Consider the following 17,434-nt stretch of genomic DNA (forward strand, 5'->3'; position numbering starts at 1 on the left):
CAGATATTATATATAAATATGAAAAAGAGAAGTAAGTTAAAAATATTAGGATTTGTATTGTTGATATTGCTTGTTGTGGCACTTTTGGGATTTCTTAGTCCACTTAGAACGAAGAAGTACAACTTGCAGTTTAGTGACCTTCCTGAAGAGATGGATGGATACAGGATTGTCCAAATCACAGATTTTCACTGTAAAGAATTCGGAGATCATGAAGAAGACTTAGTAAAGCTTGTAGCTAAAGCCAAGCCAGATGTCATCTATTTAACAGGTGATATCGTAGATGAAAAGCACACAACAGAGAATGCTGAGGATCTTTTAGCAGGTATTACTAAGCTTGCACCAGTTTATTACGTAACAGGTAATCATGAGTACTATCAGGGCGCACCATATTATGAATTTAGGGATCTTTGCGATGAGTATGGCGTAGTGATGCTTGAAAATGAATCTACAGAGGTTGATTTTAACGGAACAAGCTATATGCTTACAGGACTTGATTTTATGGATTCTACAGTACATATGAAAGATGTTGTTGGCTATGCCAATGCAGATTATTTCAACATTCTTTTATATCATGATTCGTCAAAATTTGATTTTCTTTCAGAATATGGATATGATTTGGAATTCGCAGGACATGGTCATGGTGGTTTGATTCGTTTGCCATTAGTTGGCGGGCTATTGGGACCAGACTATCGTTTATTCCCTAAGTATGACTACGGAGTTTTCCATGAGAAGAATGCAACAATGATAGCCAGCTCAGGCTTGGGCGACGCCAGAGTACCTAGATGGAATAATCCTAGAGAGATAGTGCTGGTTACATTGCATTGTGAAAAATAGAAACAGCCAGAGCGCATATCACATTAGAATGATATGTGCCCTGGCTGTTTTTTTACATTGCAATTTTATCGCAGTTGCGATAAAATCTAGACATGAATACTGATATATTTTTAAGTGAAAAACTAAATAGTTGCCATTTGAATCTGCACACATTAAGCGAACGGTCGGGAGTAGCTTATTCCACTGTATATAATTTATTTACTGGTAAGAAAAGCGTAGCAGCTGCAAAGACAGATAGTTTATATAGGATAGCGCGAGTACTTGGAATAAGTATGGATGAAGTGTATAGAGAATTGTTATTTACTGATACAGAGCAGGTTATTCCCAACTTCTTACTTATGTGGGAGGACGAGGTCGTTGCATCGGTTCAGGTAGGTGAAACGGTTGTGTCAATCCAGCGGTTTGATTTAAACCCTATAAAGCAGATATTTTACAAGGATGAGATTTCCAGATTCGAATTTGGAGAAATTTTAAAGCTGCGTTGTTGGGATGAACATAGAGCTGATATAAAAGATCTTTTAAAGCGTATAGGGCTTGATGAGTTTAATCCATATAAAATATGCCGAATAACACATGGCAAAATGGTGCAAGACAAGACCTGGTTTAAATTTGATGGTGAGACCATTTGCTATGCAGATTTAATAAGGAGAAAAAATGCTTCCTAAAATAGAAATTGGTCCAGAATATTTAGTGCAGGAATCCGGAACTAGTGATGGAACTCAAATAAAATATTGTAAAGATGATAAATGGTATAAAGTTGATAGGTATGGTGGGGAAGGACAGGTGGAAGAGCTAGTTTCTGAGATATTGGCACTTTCAAATCTTTCTAGTGATAATTATGTAAAGTATAGCCAAGTTATTATAAACGAAGAGAATGGTTGCGTGAGTGATAATTTCCTTCAGGCAGGTGAAAGTTTTATTACCTTCTATAGATTATACTCTAATATCCAAGGTGGAGATTTGGCTGTGGTGACATCCAAAATGGATTATGATGAAGCCATTGAATACGTCCTCGAATTTATGGATAGGAATGTGAAAGTGGATTTGAGAGAGTATTTAGCTAATATATTTGCGTTGGATGCACTAATTCTTAATGAAGATAGACATTTTAACAACTTTGGTTTGATCTATGATGGAAACATATTTAGGCCTGCGCCTATATTTGATAATGGCAAGAGCCTTTTTGTAGGGAATAAGAGATATAATCCTAAGCTGTCTATGTCGGAAAATAAGAAAAAGGCCTTTGCAAAGGCATTTAGTGGAAGCTTTGTATTGAACAATAGCTACTTGAAAAAATATCGTTCATTTGATTTCGATTATGATAAAATTATACTTTTTTTACAGGATAAGATTACTGGTGAGGATACGGTTTATGATAGGCTGTATTCTTTGGTAAGTTGCTTGAGGCAGAGTTGAACGAGAAAAATTATTAAGATACATTTCTGAACACAGGAGGAAGGTTGAAGATTATATGTTTGCATTATTAAGTGATGAAGAATTGAAAGAGGCGTATGGGGATTATAGGGAGAGTATTGGAAGAGAAGAGGAAAAAATTGAAGATATACAAAAAATCATGAACAATCTTAATCTTACAGCTGAGCAGGCAATGACAGCATTGAGGATAGCCAAAGAAGATTTTGAAAAGGACCTTTCTAGATTGTAAATATTGAACGAAGTACCAGGGCACACCGCAAGGTGTGCCCTGGTTGTTTTATGAAAAAGAATACTGAAATTGTGCTTGCCTGAAAATTTGCATAATAGTATAATACTTGTTACTTTGTATGAATTAATGCTAGGGAGAAAGTTTATGTCTAAAAAGTATTTATTGAAACAAGTTATGCAATGGTTGGTGTGTATTATAGCGGGTTTTTTTATAGCGAACATAGTTTGCTTTGTTTACGAGCGACCTGTTGGATGGCATGATACACCTTGTGGAGCGACGGGGGCAGTTCGCGAACCAGGAGCTATATTAATTCATGGTACGGAAGGATATTCTGTAACTAAAATTGATAGAAATGGTTATACTAATCCCGATAAAGAATTGGCTGATAACTATGTCCTGATGATGGGGGCATCTCATACACAGGGAAAAGAAATTTCAACGGATAAGAAATATTCTGTTTTAGTAGATAATTACTTGTCTACAGATGATAAATTGCATACTTACAATATATCTTGTGATGGTAATTTTTTGCCAGCGCAAATAAAGCATTTTAAGGCAGCAATGCAAGCATTCCCGAATGCATCAATTGTAACAATAGAAATTCCAAGTACAGATTATTCGGTTGATGAGTTAGAAAATGCAGCTGAGCAACCTGAATATAATTGTGCAGATTCATCGGATTATTTTTCAAATCTTTCCTATATGGAAAAAATTAAAAATAATATAAAAGACTATGTTCCTCTGATTTCACTTATAAAAAATAAAATGGAAACTAGTAAGAAGAGCCAATTGGAGAATAAAACAAATACGGCTGTTGACTACGATGAATATGCAAGAGTAATCAATAAAGACTTAAGATTAATTCGTTCAGAATTTGATAAAAAGATTGTTTTTATTTATCATCCGGATGTGAAGCTTGAAGAAAACGGAAATCTTACGTTAGTTTACAGTGATACTTGGGTAATGTTTAAAGATGCTTGTGTAGCTAACAATATAGATATTATAGATTCAGGAAATGATTTTTGTGACTATTTTGAAAAGAATCATAAAGTTCCATATGGATTTTTTAATACGTCTTTGGGCAATGGTCATTTAAATGAAGTTGGCCATAAGATAATAGCTGATGAAGTGATAGAATATTTGGAGGATAATAATAGTGAGCTTTTATTCAATTAGTTTTATTGTATTCTTTGTATTTTTTTCTTTGCTGATGAATTATGCTCCAACAGCTAAAAGTCAAAGAAGGATTTTATTATTGGCCAATGCTGTCTTCTATGGTTTTTGGGATTATAGATTTTTATTATTATTAATTTTAGTGATTGTAATTGGTTATATTGGGGCCATTCAATATAAAAAAAATCATAATAAGATTTGGATAGATGGTGCGGTAATTATATATATTTTGATTCTTGGTGTTTTTAAGTATTTTGATTTTTTTAGCGAATCGTTTTCAAGAATCTTTAGTATAAAAGATAATGTGACACTAAATTTGATTTTACCACTAGGTATTTCTTTTTATTTATTTCAAGCAATGAGTTATTTGTTTGATGTCAAATATGAAAAGATTGAAATTGAAAAAGATTTTGTGAAGTTAGCTACATATATATCGTTTTTTCCACAGATTACAGCAGGACCTATTGTTAAATCGAAGGATTTTCTTCCTCAATTAGAAAGATTACATAGGATTAAGAAAGAAAATATATATTCAGGCATACAACTTATTGTATTAGGAATAACAAAAAAACTTGTATTTGCTGATAGAATAGGTGTTGCTGTAGATGAGGTTTATAAAGCACCCATTTCATATAATGGAATAAGTGTTTTAATGGCAATAGTAGGTTATTCGTTACAAATATATTGTGATTTTTCCGGATATTCTAATATTGCAATAGGAATCGCAAAAATATGGGATTTTGATTTAGGAGAAAATTTTAATGCGCCATATATTGCAAAAAATCCTTCCGATTTTTGGAAAAGATGGCATATATCTTTATCTACCTGGTTTAGAGATTATGTATATATTCCTCTTGGCGGAAGTAGGAATGGAATGTTTAGAACATACTTTAATTTGTTTATAACTATGGTTTTAAGCGGAATTTGGCATGGTGCTAATAGTACTTTTATAATATGGGGAATAGTTCACGGAATGGCATCAGCATTAAACAGAGGATTTAATGATTGTTTAAGACGTACTAGCGCTAAATATACCATACCTAGTGGGCTATGTATAATGATGAATTATGTTTTTGTATCATTGGCATGGGTGGTTTTTAGGGCAGACAACTTTAAGCATGCTTGTACTATATATAAATGTTTGTTTAATACAAGTGGTTTATTATATATTAATGTATATGTTGTTGCGTTCGTAATAATATATATATTTATCAGTGTGTTTGCAGTAATAATGAATAATGGGAATATTATTGCTATTAATTTGAATCTCGATTCGATGAAAAATAAGATATTGATTTCTATATGGATATGGCTTGTTGTTGAATTTATGTATTGCGGTAATTCGGCTTTTATATATGCCCAGTTTTAATAGGATAATCAAGGCTTTTGAGGGTTTGCCAAACTTGTTCAGGTTCAAACTTGATGGTCTGGCGAAAGCCAGACCCTTTAATTGTACATTTCTAAAAATCATCATCTTCAAAATAGGTCACAGGATTGTAATCAGAAATTCCATTTAATACAGGGGTTTTTCATGTAACGTATAGAAAGCGGTTTCTGAAGTGTTCAAAGTTTCTAAATCCTCTGCCAGAGCGACGAAGATCTTTCACTTTTCTATTCATTGATTAAATTGGACCGTTTGAAAGTCTGCTATTGTATAGGCCTCCAGTACCTTCTTTTTCAATCATAATAAATGAATTAATAATCTTAATCTTACTGCTGAACAAGCAATGACAGCATTGGGGATTAAAGAGGAAGATTTTGAAAAGTATCTTTCAAGATTGTAAAGAGTGTATTTAGCCAGGGCACGCCGCAAGGTGTGGTCTGGCTATTTCGTTTTGTGTACGTTTTGTGAAATGTTACATATAAATAAGTAAAAAATGTAAGTATTTTTAACCATAAGCAATTGTCAACAACTCCTGAATGATGTATACTTCTGCAAGATGGCCATTTATGGGCGTATCGGCAAAAAATATGAGGGAGTGTATTATGAGAGTTCTAATTGTAAATAAATTCTTGTACCCTAACGGCGGTTCAGAAACATATATCTTTAAGCTTGGAGAAGCGCTTATGGCTAAGGGTCATGAGGTTCAGTACTTCGGCATGGAGCACGAAGGCAGATGCGTAGGAAATGCAGTGAATGCATACACATCTGATATGGATTTCCATGATGCCAGCAAGCTCGAAAAGCTTACATATCCTTTAAAGACTATTTATTCCAAAGAAGCTAGACAGAAGATTCGACTTGTATTAGATGATTTCAAGCCAGATGTAGTACATCTTAATAATTTCAATTATCAGCTTACACCATCCATGATTTTAGAGATTGTAAAGTGGAGAAAGCAGACAGGACATGAATGCAAGATTGTATTCACAGCTCATGATTATCAGCTGGTTTGCCCTAACCACATGTGTAACAATCCAAACACACATGAGAATTGTGAGAAGTGCCTGAGCGGCAAATTCATTAATTGTACTAAGGGTAAATGCATCCACGGAAGCACAGCCAAGAGCTTCATTGGTACCTTAGAGGCAACCTTCTGGAAGCTGAAGGGCACATACAAATATATCGATACATTTATTTGCTGTAGCCAGTTTATGAAGAGCAAGCTGGATGCGAATCCACTGTTTGCACCAAAGACTGTGGCAATTCATAATTTTATAGAAGCAATCCCTTGGGTAGAGGCTGAGAAGGAAGATTACGTGCTTTACTTCGGAAGATATTCTGAGGAAAAGGGCATACGTACATTGATTGAGGCAGCCAAGAGAATGCCTGAGGTGAATTTCATCTTCGCAGGTAAGGGTCCTTTGGAAGATTTGCTTAAGGGCGTTGATAACATTAAGAATGTAGGTTTCCAGAGCGGAGACGATTTAGCGAACCTGATTCGCAAGGCTAAGATGTCTGTTTATTCATCAGAATGGTATGAAAACTGTCCATTCTCAGTAATGGAATCACAGATGTACGGCACACCTGTTATTGGCGCAAATATCGGTGGTATTCCAGAGCTTATCCAGGTGGGCAAGACTGGTCTTCTGTACGAGAGCGGTGATGTGGATCAGCTGTGCGATGCAATCCATAGCATTTGGCAGGATGACGCTAAGGCTAAGGCGATGCATGATGCATGTAAGGAATTGAGCTTTGATACTATTGATGAGTATTTAGAGAAGATAATGAAGATATATGCCTAGGGCTATAAATAATGGAGGGAGAACATGATTACTAATATATGTATGCTGTTATTGCTTTTATTCTTGGGATTTCTTTTATTATATAAAGCAGAGCTTTGTGAAGAGAATAAAAGCTTTTTTGATTTATCGTCAACTTCTGCAATGCGTGGATTTTGGTCTATTATTGTAATAATTGTTCATACACCGATTTTATACCAAAATCGTATTCAGGATATGATAGGTAGTTTTGCTTATATAGGTGTAACTTTTTTTTTCATGACATCAGGGTATGGGTTGAAATTATCAGTAAATAAAAGCTCTGAAACTATAAAGAGATTTTGGAGAAATAGGTTACCTAAGATTATAATTCCTAAATACATAGTTAATGTCTTTGCTTTAGTAATGGCTTTCTTCATTTATAATAAGGTGAAGATATGGAATGTATTCCTGATAAGAGGATGGGTTTTATGGCTGCTTGTTTGTTATTTGTTTTTTTGGGTAGTATATAGGTTTAATTGCTTTAAAGCATACAAAGATTTGATAATATCAGTTTTGGTAATTTTATTTAGTTTGGTGACTTTTTTTATGCAAGATAAAATTCAATCTACTATTTGGCCGACTGAAATATATGGATTTATATGGGGAATAATACTTGCTAACATAAAAGAGAAGTTTAGGATAAAAAGTTTAAGCGGTTGGTTAAGGAAAACAATTATTATGTGTATATTATCTGGAGTATGTGGAATATTATATTTAAAGTTTAAGCCTATATATTTCGGAGGAAACTATATATTAAAAATAATATTAGGCATACTGATTTTGCTTTTTATTTTACAAATAATAACAAGGGTAAAGATAGGAAACAAAATTTCACTGTTTATAGGTTCAATCTCTTATGAGGTTTTTCTATTGCATGGAGTGGTTTTTCAATTTTATGAATATTATTTTGCTAAATTAGACTCAGGTGTCTTTATTATACTTAGTATAATTACTACTATAGTTATCGCTTGGTTGGTAAGGTTAATATCAAAATACTGTATAGAAAAATGCAATTTGATAATAAATGCTATATTAAAATAGAAGGAGTAATAAAATGGCAGAGAAGAAATTAAACGGAACCGTAATTGTAACATACAGATGTAACGCACGTTGTTCAATGTGTAACAGATATAAGGCCCCATCTAAGCCTGAGGAAGAAATCTCAATCGAGACTATTAAGAAGCTTCCTAAGATGTATTTCACAAACATTACAGGTGGTGAACCTTTTATCAGAACAGATATTAAGGATATTGTTCGTGAGCTTTATAAGAAGTCAGACCGTATTGTTATATCTACAAATGGTTTCTTCACAGATAGAATCGTAGACCTTTGTAAGGAATTTCCACAGATTGGTATTCGAATTTCTATTGAAGGTCTTGAGGAGACAAATAACAAGATTCGTGGTCTTGATAATGGTTTCCAGAGAGGATATCAGACACTTAAGAAGCTTCGCGAGATGGGTATGAAGGATGTTGGATTTGGTATGACAGTTCAGGATATGAATGCACCTGACCTTGTACCTCTTTATCAGCTTTCTGATGAGATGGGAATGGAGTTTGCTACAGCATCTCTTCACAACAGTTTCTATTTCGTAGAAGCTAAGAATATTATCAAGGATCGTCCAATGGTTGCTCAGAACTTTGAGAATCTTGTTAACGAGCTCCTTGCAAGCAAGAGCCCTAAGAAGTGGTTCAGAGCTTACTTCAACCATGGACTTATCAATTACATCTATGGTCAGAAGAGACTCCTTCCATGTGATATGTCATTCGATACTTTCTTCATCGATCCTTACGGTGACGTAATGCCATGTAATGGTACAAAGGATAAAGAGGTTATGGGTAACCTTAACGAGCAGTCTTGGGATGAGCTTTGGAATTCTCCAGAGGCAGAGTCAGTTCGTGCAAAGGTTCGTTGCTGTGATAGAGATTGCTGGATGATTGGTTCTGTATCACCTGCAATGCATAAGTATATTTGGGTACCACTTTGGTGGGTAATCCGTCACAAGGCTAAGTTCTGGACAAAGAAGAAGTACAGCATGTACGAGAACAAGATTGTTCGCGACCTTCGTGATGGCAAGGTAACAAAGGAAGATCTTGATAAGTGCAGCACATGCGATATGTGTGCAACAGTAAACAACGGTCTTTCAGCTGCATCTATGGAACAGCTTAAGGATAAGACTGGTGAAGAGATTGTAGATGCTGATATTGCAGCACAGATGGGTAAATAAAATGGATAATAAGATAGATATTGTTGTAATGTGGGTAGATGGAAATGACCCAAAATGGCTTGAAGAAAAAAATAAATATACCCCTAAAACAAAAAAAGATAATTCAGCTAGTGATAATCGTTTCAGAGATTGGAATTTAATGAAGTATTGGTTCAGGGGAGTGGAAAAATTTGCACCATGGGTTAATAATGTCTATTTTATTACCTGGGGGCATTATCCTAAGTGGTTAAACATTGATAATCCAAAACTTAAAATAGTTAAGCATGCTGATTATATACCAGAGGAGTTATTACCTACATTTAACTCTAATGTAATCGAAATGCATTTGAATAATATAGAGGATTTGGAAGAGCAGTTTATTCTGTTTAATGATGATATTTTTTTAATTAAAGATACTACGCCAGAAGATTTTTTCATTAATGGAAAGCCCTGCGAAAGTGCATTATTAGGGGTTTTATCATCACAAGATTATAATGATGTATTCCCGCATATATTAATTAACAACTGCGCCATCATAAATAAACATTTTGATAAAAAAGAGGTATTGTCTAAGCATAGAAATAAATTCATAGCTAAAGAGTATGGAAAAGATGTTATAAGAAATATATTATTAAAACCCTTTGTATATTTCTCAGATTTTAGGGATTTACATTTGGCATCAGCACATCTGAAGTCGAATTTTGATGAAATATGGAAGGCAGAACCAGAGATTATGTATAATGCTACAAAGTCAAAGTTCAGATCAAAAGAAGATGTGAATCAATGGCTTATAAAAAACTGGTATATGTGTAAGGGGGATTTTGTTCCACGAAGTCCCAAGTGGGGAAGAAAATTTGAACTTGGGGCAGAGCAGGGAGAATGCGATTACATAAAGAAGCAAAAAGGTAAGGTTATATGCCTAAATGAGAGTAGCGATGATATTGACTTTGAACACATACAAAAAAAACTTATTGAAGCTTTTGAGGCTATCTTACCGGACAAGTGTGGATATGAAAAATAAAATAGGAAAAATAGTATGAAAAAGATTTTGATAGTGATGATGTCGTTATATAATGGCGGGGCAGAAAAAAGTCTTGTAAACATGTTGAACGAATTACCATCAGATAAATATGAGGTTGATTTACTGTTATTTAAAAGGGAGGGCATGTTTCTTAAACAAGTTCCAAGTTGGGTTAACATTATTGAGACTCCTAAAAGATTAAAACAGTTGTATTCACCTGTTAAAAAGAGTGGAGCTCTTATGCTAACTAAAGTTATAGGAACAGCAATAACACGAATGAAGGAATCAACTCCTAATATGCGTGAGGGATATAGATGGGAGAATTTCTATTCAAAGAAAATAGATGTACTTGAAAAGAAATATGATGTCGCAATTGCCTATACATCAGGAGAGGCAATGTTTTATGTAGGTGATAAGGTGACTGCTGACAAGAAGATTGCTTGGATACATAACGATTTTAGAAGCGCAAAACACCCAAAGAAGTACGATTATAAATATTTTAAAGATTTTGAGTTGGTTACAATTTCTGAGGAATGCGCTAAAATCGTTGAAGAAGAGTTTTTAGATTTGCATAAGAGTGTTCATAATATTGCTAATATAACATCATCTACTGTAACAAGAAGCAGAGCAGAAGAATTTGTTCCAGAAGAGTTTGAATATAAAGGATTTAATATTTTGTCTATTGGTAGATTAACTGAACAGAAGGGCTTTGATCTTGCTATAGAAGCAGCTTCAATTGTACGAGATGCTGGAAAGAAATTTAAATGGTTTATTATTGGAGATGGCGGATTACAAGATAAGCTTCAGGCTATGATTGATGACAAAAAACTAAATGATTATTTCTATTTGCTAGGACCTAGAGATAATCCCTATCCATATATTAAAAATTGTGATTTGTTTGCTCAAACTTCTAGATATGAAGGAAAGTCAGTTGTTTTAGATGAGGCAAAGATTATTGGTGCTCCGATTATTGTTACAAAATATCCTACAGTTTTTGATCAAATTGAGGATGGAAAAGAAGGATATGTAGTTGATCTTAATTCAAAGGCCATAGCAGAAGGTGTGATTGATTTGATAGAACATCAAGAAAAACGTGATGCCATTGGTAAATATCTTTTGTCGCATGAGTATGGTAACCAGTCAGAAATAGAAAAATATATTGCAGTTATTGGAGATTAATTAATGAAGGAAGTTTTTATAATCATTACTGATATGGGGAGCGGAGGTGCTCAAAAAAGTCTATTATCTTTTTTTCAAGCACTAGAACGCACTGGTAAGACTAACGATTACAATATAGATTTAGTAGTTGTGAATCCTAAAGGTATTTTCATGAATCAAATACCTGATTATGTTAATGTTATACAGGCACAAAAGACTTTAGCATGGATGGGTGTTGAAAGTGGCGATGAGTATCTAAAAAATAACTTCTCATTATTGGGATTATATGGAAAGATTAAGTTTGGAATTAATAAGAAGTTTAATCCGTGGTATACAAAGCTAAACTCTGAGCAGAAGTTATGGGCTTCTTGGAATACATTAATTCCAAATGTTAAAAAGAAGTATGATATTGCTATTTCATATCTGAATGGCTATCCAAACTATTATGTAATTGATAAAGTTCAGGCCAATAAGAAGGTGTTGTGGATTCATAATGAGTATCAAAAATTGAAATATAATATCAATTATGATGAGATTTATTACAATAAATGTGATGAAATAATAACAATTTCTAAAGAGTGCTTAGATAGCTTTACCGAAATATTTCCGCAGCATAAAAATAAGATATCAGTATTAGAAAACATATCACTTTCATCAGATATTATTGATAAGAGTAAATCATTTGTGCCAGAGGAATTTGAAAATTATGCAGGGCTTAAGCTTTTATCGATTGGTCGTCTCAATGAGCAAAAAGGCTTTGATTTTGCTATAGAAGCTGCAAAAATATTGCTTGATAAAGGGATGGATTTTAAATGGCTTATTCTTGGAGAGGGACCTGATCGTAAAAAATTGGAATCCCTAATAAATGAAAAAGGTATTGAAAAATGCTTTTTACTTCTTGGTATAAAGGATAATCCATATCCTTATATTAGATACACGGATATTTTTCTTCAAACATCAAGATTTGAAGGTAAGTCTATTGTCCTAGATGAAGCCAAAATTCTTTTAAAGCCAATAGTTGTTACTAATTATCCTACAGTATATGATTCGATAGAGAATGGCATCACAGGAACAATTGTTAATATGGATGGAAATGAAATTGCCGAGGCTGTTATTGACATAGAAAATAATAGCGAAAAAGCAGAGCAGTATATTGAGAATTTAAAAAAAATGAATTCTGGAAATGAGAGTGAAATACAAAAATATATGTCAATAATGCTTTAATTGGGAGATATTTATGAATGTTTTTATTTCGATAAATGGGTTAAGATGTGGCGGGGCAGAGAAAAGTCTAATTTCTTTTTTGAATGAAATACCTGAAGAATATATAAAAAGGAATGATCTTAAAATAGATTTATTGGTATTGGATAAGAAAGATCATTTTTTTACTGACATCCCTGCATGGGTAAATACATTGCAGACAGATGATATGATAGATGGAATGTTCGAAAGTTCATTGGAACATATTAAGAATCCAGTAAGTATTCCAATATTATTTGCAAAAATTCTTACCAAAATTAGAATGAAACTAATTAAAGAAGAAAATGTGTCTAATGTGCAACACATTTGGAATATGTGGAAAAATAATATAGAAGTCCGTGATGAAGAGTATGATATTGCGATTTCGTATGTTGATGGGTTCTCAAATTATTATGTTATTGATAAGATTAAGGCTAAAAAGAAAGTACTTTGGGTTCATAATGAGTATTCTAAATTAAATTATAAGAAAGAATACGATAAAAAGTATTTTGATGAAGCTGATGCGATTATCACCATATCAGATATATGTGTAAATAGTTTACAAGAGAATTTTCCAGAAAATGTTGATAAAATAAGAATGATTCCAAATATTTCTTCACCTAAAAATATATGGAATTTGGCAGAAAAAGAGAGACCTAAAGAATATGTTGGAAAAAATATAATTGTATCAATAGGTAGATTGAATATTCAAAAGGGATTTGATATGGCTATCGATGCAGCGAAGATATTATCAGAAAAAATAGATTTTTCATGGTATATATTAGGCGAAGGTGAGCTTAGAGAAGAACTTGAACAAAGAATAAGAGATTGTGAGTTGCAGAATAAAATTCATTTAATAGGTAATAGGAGTAATCCATACCCATATATACGATATGCAGATGTGTTTGTACAGCCGTCAAGGTATGAGGGAAAATCTATTGTATTGGATGAAGCAAAGATTCTTGAGAAACCAATAGTTGTAACAGATTATGAAACGGTATTTGATTCTATAGAAAATGATATAAATGGAGTGATAGTTGGATTTAATAAAGAAGAATTGGCTAACGCTATAGTGAATCTTTTCGATGATGTTAAAAAGCGAGATAGGCTTGTTAATGCATTAAAAAACGAAAATGAGATAAAAAGAACAGATATAGATAAATATTTATCGTTGATAGAAGATTTAAGATATGAATAATAATTATTTGAGTATAAAAAAAATAATGCAGTTAGTTTATGGTGTGTTAGTGTTTGCATGCTTTATGCCATATGTGTTTGATAATTTTTATAGCATGGTATTTATGCGAGGACAGTTGCTTAGAATCTTTTTTTATGCATCAGTTTTTTTGTATATTTATAAGAAATTATACAAAGAGCCACTAGTTAATATATGGATATTTATAGTAGCATACATTGATATTCAAGCTCATTTAATAAGTGGTTATGGCATAAATATTATGAATATATATATCTATATAGATATAGTTGTATTTTCTGTCTATTGTTGTAAAACAATTCCAAATTTCTTTTTGAAAGTAAATACTTATTATTTCACAGTATTATTAGCATTAAATACGCTTTTTATGGGATCTAATGGTGCATTTATTAATTCAAATGGACAAGTATCCTACCTAATAGGAACAAAGACAAGTATTACATTGTTTCAAATTGTAGCATTTTTGTTCGTGCATGTATACTACCGTGCGAAAAGCAATAAGAAAAAAAATGATGCTACGCTACTTTATATGGTATTGATAGCTAGCGTTGTTATATATAATATAAGACAGCCGATTTCGACATCCAAAATATGTATGGCACTATGGTTTGGAATGATGTTTCTGTATTATATTTTTCCTAAAAAAATTGGTATAGTTTTAAATTGGTTATTTTGGGTAATCAATGTAGTAAATGTTTTGATAATATTTTTTAAGATACAATATAGATTTGAATACTTACTAGTAGATGTATTGCATGAGGATTTAACTTTAGACAATCGCGAATATATATGGGAAATTGTCATTGCCAATATTATTAATAGGCCTTTATTTGGACATAGTATTAACTCCAATGTATCATTTGGACTGAGCGAGGCTTTGGCATATAATAGAAGCGCACATAATCAAATTTTAAGTTGGATTTTTTATTTCGGATTAATAGGCACGATTATTATTTTTATTTTGTTAGCCCTTTTATTTTATAGGTATAAAGTTTTAGACATTAGAGGTGTAATTACCAGAATGACATTAACCGTACTAGCTACATTATGGATTAGTGAGCAGTGGTTTTTATTTACAAACTTTATGTTAATAACAATCTTGTTGAATTATTTACAGGAGTATGAATTTAAAGACATAGAATCAAAGCTAAGTAAATATATTTATTGGAGATAAATAATGAAAAAAATAGGAATTATAACATATCATCATACGACTAATTTTGGATCGATACTTCAAACTTATGGTTTATATAGAAAAGTAACTGAATTTGGATATAACTGCGAAATCGTAAATTATATAAACGCTGTTGTAGAAAAAAGAGAAAGACCAAAAAAGTTATTCGACTGTAAAAATATTAGAGCTATAAGAGATTATTTTAAGTATGAGCATGTAAAGAAGAATAAAGATAAAGAATTTGACAAATTTTTAGATGAAAACATGCGTGTCTCGAAAAAAATTTATGACAAGGATAATATAGAGGAGGCAAATCCAGTATATGATATATTTCTTGTTGGAAGTGATTTGGTATGGGATGATACTATTAATAACTGTGATAGAAATTATATGCTAAAGTTTGTTGCTGATAATAAACAAAAAATAGCATATGCATCTTCTACTGGGCAGTTTTGGGATAATGATTTAAATGAGGTATATTCACTATTAAATAGATTCAAAAATATAGGTGTTAGGGAAAAAGAAATCTATGATGAATTGAATAAACATCTTAATTTTGAAGTTGATTTCGTTGGTGACCCTACAATTCTTTTAGAACCTCAGACATGGGGGAATTTGGCTTGCAACAGAATCATTAACGAAGAGTATGTATTAATATATTTTAATGATGATGAATTAAAGATATATGAAGATGCTATTAATTATGGAAAGAAGTATGGTTTAAAGGTATATGCAATTTCATATAGTTGGTTGCCAAAGGACATTACTCCTATAAGACCAACAAAGATTGAAGAGTTTTTATCTCTTGTAAAAAATGCTAATACTGTGTTCACTGCATCATACCATGGTATGTTATACTCTATATATTTTAATAAGAACTTTTTCTATTACAACCGTGGATGGAAGTCAAGAATGCGCTCGATTGCAGATTACTTGGATTTAGGAAATAGAGAGCATTACGATGAGAAAGTGAACAAAGATATTGATTATGACGAAGTAAACAGAAGAATGGAACTCTTGAGACAAAAATCTATAGCTTGCTTAGAGTCTTATTTGAAGGATTAGAGGAATCGTCGTGGAAAAGAAAAGTAGTATTAAGAAAAATTTTATTTACAACCTGATTTATAATATTTTAAACATTATAGTACCTCTTATCAGCGCTCCTTATACATCTAGAGTATTGGGAGTAGATAAGATTGGAATCTATAGCTATACATACTCATTAATTAGTACTGTAATTATGATAGGCGCAATGGGTACTGCTACATACGGCCAGAAAGAAATAGCTGCATCAAAGGATGCCGAAGAGCGTAGCACCCTATTTTGGGAAATATTTGTTATAAAAGGTGTAACCACCATTCTTTGTGCGGCTTTATTTATGGTTTATGCATTAAATGATAATTATGCATTTTACTATTTAATACAGATACCATTTTTTATTGCGGCAGTATTAGATGTAAGTTGGCTTTTCCAGGGTTTAGAGAAGTTCAATTATATTGCTATTAGAAACTCATTAGTTAGAATTGCTGGAATAATCCTTCTGTTTATAATTGTTAAATCCCCAAGTGATTTGTGGAAATACTTACTAATTATTTGTGGATCGCAGTTGGTTGGTAATTTATCAATGTGGCCATATGTGCCTAGATATGTTCACCGTTTTTCGTTTAGTAAAAAGCGTATTGTTTATCATATTAAAAACATGATGGTGTATTTTGTGCCATCAGTGACATACCAGATTTATGCAGTGCTTGATAAAGCAATGCTAGGATGGTTAGTAGGTTCTGATTATGAAAATGGCTATTATGAGCAGGCACACAAAATTGTAAATATGGCGGTTAGTATCATTAGTGCTTTTACTATAGTTATGCGTTCACGTATGTCATATCTGTATAGCATTAAAGATTATAAAGAGATTGAGCGAAAGTTGTACCAAGCTTGTAATACAATGGCTTTTATGGTATTTCCAATGTCATTTGGGTTAGCACTGATTGCTGCAGGTATGGTTCCTTGGTTCTTTGGTGATGGTTATGATAAGGTAATCTCATTGTTATATGTTTTCTGTCCTTTCTTTGCATTTATGGGGTATTCAAGACTCATTGGAACCCATATTTTGACTCCTAGTGGTAGGCAGGGAAAGAGTAATGTTGCACAATGTTTTGCTGCTGTTTGTAATTTAATTCTTAACTTGCTTCTTATACCAAAGTTTTATGCATTTGGAGCTGCAATTGCATCGGTTGGCGCAGAGTTTGTAATTGTTGTTATATACTACTATGCAATTCGTAAAGAGTTATCATTAGTTACGGTTGCAAAGACTGGATGGAAAAAGTTGTTATCTGCTGCAGTAATGTTCGCAGTATTATTTCCATTGACTAAACGCTTACCAATAAGCATTTTATCTTCTGTTTTAGAAGTTGTTTTGGGAAGTTGTATTTATGTCGTATTTTTATTTATTATACGTGATGAGTTCTTATTGATTAATTATCAACAGATTAAGAAAAAGTATTTTGAGAAATTTTTTAAAAAGAATTAATAAATAAAGATGCTCA

Annotated in this window: 17 protein-coding genes; 16 read left to right on the top strand and 1 reads right to left on the bottom strand. The window is 32.6% G+C overall.

Features of this window, described 5'->3' with window-relative positions; genetic code table 11:
• Nucleotides 1–18 precede the first annotated feature (18 nt).
• From G611_RS0100420 to G611_RS13415, 6 genes are all read left to right on the top strand, one after another.
• Nucleotides 19–834: a metallophosphoesterase gene (locus tag G611_RS0100420; RefSeq protein WP_028241919.1), complete on the top strand. Its 816-nt coding sequence runs from the start codon at nucleotides 19–21 to the stop codon at nucleotides 832–834.
• A gap of 92 nt (nucleotides 835–926) precedes the next feature.
• Complete coding sequence (locus tag G611_RS0100425) at nucleotides 927–1,499, top strand: helix-turn-helix domain-containing protein (protein WP_028241920.1); 573 nt, start codon at nucleotides 927–929, stop codon at nucleotides 1,497–1,499.
• Nucleotides 1,489–2,250 (top strand): HipA domain-containing protein, encoded by a 762-nt coding sequence (locus tag G611_RS0100430; RefSeq protein ID WP_028241921.1) that lies wholly within the window; start codon nucleotides 1,489–1,491, stop codon nucleotides 2,248–2,250. The genes G611_RS0100425 and G611_RS0100430 overlap by 11 nt, the downstream gene beginning before the upstream one ends.
• A gap of 55 nt (nucleotides 2,251–2,305) precedes the next feature.
• Complete coding sequence (locus tag G611_RS0100435; RefSeq protein WP_028241922.1) at nucleotides 2,306–2,497, top strand: hypothetical protein; 192 nt, start codon at nucleotides 2,306–2,308, stop codon at nucleotides 2,495–2,497.
• Between the two features lie 144 nt (nucleotides 2,498–2,641).
• A complete protein-coding gene (locus G611_RS0100440; protein ID WP_028241923.1) occupies nucleotides 2,642–3,673 on the top strand; it encodes a hypothetical protein in 1,032 nt (343 codons plus the stop codon).
• Nucleotides 3,654–5,039: an MBOAT family O-acyltransferase gene (locus G611_RS13415; protein ID WP_051194978.1), complete on the top strand. Its 1,386-nt coding sequence runs from the start codon at nucleotides 3,654–3,656 to the stop codon at nucleotides 5,037–5,039. Before G611_RS0100440 ends, G611_RS13415 begins: the two co-directional genes overlap by 20 nt.
• A 160-nt stretch (nucleotides 5,040–5,199) precedes the next feature.
• On the opposite strand, the gene G611_RS16060 is transcribed toward G611_RS13415, so the two are convergent.
• Complete coding sequence (locus G611_RS16060; protein ID WP_155942221.1) at nucleotides 5,200–5,289, bottom strand: transposase; 90 nt, start codon at nucleotides 5,287–5,289, stop codon at nucleotides 5,200–5,202.
• A 367-nt stretch (nucleotides 5,290–5,656) separates the two neighbouring features.
• On the opposite strand from G611_RS16060, the gene G611_RS0100450 reads away from it, so the two are divergent.
• The 10 genes from G611_RS0100450 to G611_RS0100500 are packed head-to-tail and all read left to right on the top strand — an operon-like array spanning nucleotide 5,657 to nucleotide 17,418.
• Entirely contained in the window at nucleotides 5,657–6,856 is a 1,200-nt protein-coding gene (locus G611_RS0100450) for a glycosyltransferase (protein ID WP_028241924.1), read from the top strand.
• A gap of 24 nt (nucleotides 6,857–6,880) precedes the next feature.
• Nucleotides 6,881–7,915, top strand: a complete 1,035-nt coding sequence (locus G611_RS15030; RefSeq protein WP_051194979.1) for an acyltransferase family protein — start codon at nucleotides 6,881–6,883, stop codon at nucleotides 7,913–7,915.
• A 13-nt stretch (nucleotides 7,916–7,928) separates the two neighbouring features.
• Nucleotides 7,929–9,101, top strand: a complete 1,173-nt coding sequence (locus G611_RS0100465) for a radical SAM protein (protein ID WP_028241925.1) — start codon at nucleotides 7,929–7,931, stop codon at nucleotides 9,099–9,101.
• Nucleotide 9,102: 1 nt separating this feature from the next.
• The gene (locus G611_RS0100470) at nucleotides 9,103–10,101 is read left to right on the top strand and encodes a stealth family protein (RefSeq protein ID WP_028241926.1); all 999 of its coding nucleotides are present in this window, start codon (nucleotides 9,103–9,105) and stop codon (nucleotides 10,099–10,101) included.
• 15 nt (nucleotides 10,102–10,116) lie between these two features.
• The gene (locus G611_RS0100475; RefSeq protein ID WP_028241927.1) at nucleotides 10,117–11,280 is read left to right on the top strand and encodes a glycosyltransferase; all 1,164 of its coding nucleotides are present in this window, start codon (nucleotides 10,117–10,119) and stop codon (nucleotides 11,278–11,280) included.
• A 3-nt stretch (nucleotides 11,281–11,283) separates the two neighbouring features.
• Nucleotides 11,284–12,483 carry a glycosyltransferase gene (locus tag G611_RS0100480; RefSeq protein WP_028241928.1) on the top strand — a complete coding sequence of 400 codons (1,200 nt, stop codon included), beginning with the start codon at nucleotides 11,284–11,286 and terminating at the stop codon, nucleotides 12,481–12,483.
• Nucleotides 12,484–12,496: 13 nt separating this feature from the next.
• On the top strand, nucleotides 12,497–13,696 hold the full coding sequence (locus G611_RS0100485) for a glycosyltransferase (RefSeq protein ID WP_051194981.1): 1,200 nt from the start codon (nucleotides 12,497–12,499) through the stop codon (nucleotides 13,694–13,696).
• Nucleotides 13,689–14,888: an O-antigen ligase family protein gene (locus tag G611_RS0100490; RefSeq protein ID WP_028241930.1), complete on the top strand. Its 1,200-nt coding sequence runs from the start codon at nucleotides 13,689–13,691 to the stop codon at nucleotides 14,886–14,888. Before G611_RS0100485 ends, G611_RS0100490 begins: the two co-directional genes overlap by 8 nt.
• A gap of 3 nt (nucleotides 14,889–14,891) precedes the next feature.
• Nucleotides 14,892–15,953, top strand: a complete 1,062-nt coding sequence (locus tag G611_RS0100495; protein WP_028241931.1) for a polysaccharide pyruvyl transferase family protein — start codon at nucleotides 14,892–14,894, stop codon at nucleotides 15,951–15,953.
• Between the two features lie 10 nt (nucleotides 15,954–15,963).
• On the top strand, nucleotides 15,964–17,418 hold the full coding sequence (locus G611_RS0100500; protein ID WP_036947632.1) for a flippase: 1,455 nt from the start codon (nucleotides 15,964–15,966) through the stop codon (nucleotides 17,416–17,418).
• Nucleotides 17,419–17,434 lie beyond the last annotated feature (16 nt).

The sequence above is a fragment of the Pseudobutyrivibrio ruminis AD2017 genome (assembly GCF_000424305.1).
Taxonomy (GTDB): domain Bacteria; phylum Bacillota; class Clostridia; order Lachnospirales; family Lachnospiraceae; genus Pseudobutyrivibrio; species Pseudobutyrivibrio ruminis_B.

Coding starts and splice junctions, on each gene's coding strand:
- G611_RS0100420 (WP_028241919.1), top strand. CDS start 19: ATGAAAAAGAGAAGTAAGTTAAAAATATTAGGATTTGTATTGTTGATA.
- G611_RS0100425 (WP_028241920.1), top strand. CDS start 927: ATGAATACTGATATATTTTTAAGTGAAAAACTAAATAGTTGCCATTTG.
- G611_RS0100430 (WP_028241921.1), top strand. CDS start 1,489: ATGCTTCCTAAAATAGAAATTGGTCCAGAATATTTAGTGCAGGAATCC.
- G611_RS0100435 (WP_028241922.1), top strand. CDS start 2,306: ATGTTTGCATTATTAAGTGATGAAGAATTGAAAGAGGCGTATGGGGAT.
- G611_RS0100440 (WP_028241923.1), top strand. CDS start 2,642: ATGTCTAAAAAGTATTTATTGAAACAAGTTATGCAATGGTTGGTGTGT.
- G611_RS16060 (WP_155942221.1), bottom strand. CDS start 5,289: ATGAATAGAAAAGTGAAAGATCTTCGTCGCTCTGGCAGAGGATTTAGA.
- G611_RS0100450 (WP_028241924.1), top strand. CDS start 5,657: ATGAGAGTTCTAATTGTAAATAAATTCTTGTACCCTAACGGCGGTTCA.
- G611_RS15030 (WP_051194979.1), top strand. CDS start 6,881: ATGATTACTAATATATGTATGCTGTTATTGCTTTTATTCTTGGGATTT.
- G611_RS0100465 (WP_028241925.1), top strand. CDS start 7,929: ATGGCAGAGAAGAAATTAAACGGAACCGTAATTGTAACATACAGATGT.
- G611_RS0100470 (WP_028241926.1), top strand. CDS start 9,103: ATGGATAATAAGATAGATATTGTTGTAATGTGGGTAGATGGAAATGAC.
- G611_RS0100475 (WP_028241927.1), top strand. CDS start 10,117: ATGAAAAAGATTTTGATAGTGATGATGTCGTTATATAATGGCGGGGCA.
- G611_RS0100480 (WP_028241928.1), top strand. CDS start 11,284: ATGAAGGAAGTTTTTATAATCATTACTGATATGGGGAGCGGAGGTGCT.
- G611_RS0100485 (WP_051194981.1), top strand. CDS start 12,497: ATGAATGTTTTTATTTCGATAAATGGGTTAAGATGTGGCGGGGCAGAG.
- G611_RS0100490 (WP_028241930.1), top strand. CDS start 13,689: ATGAATAATAATTATTTGAGTATAAAAAAAATAATGCAGTTAGTTTAT.
- G611_RS0100495 (WP_028241931.1), top strand. CDS start 14,892: ATGAAAAAAATAGGAATTATAACATATCATCATACGACTAATTTTGGA.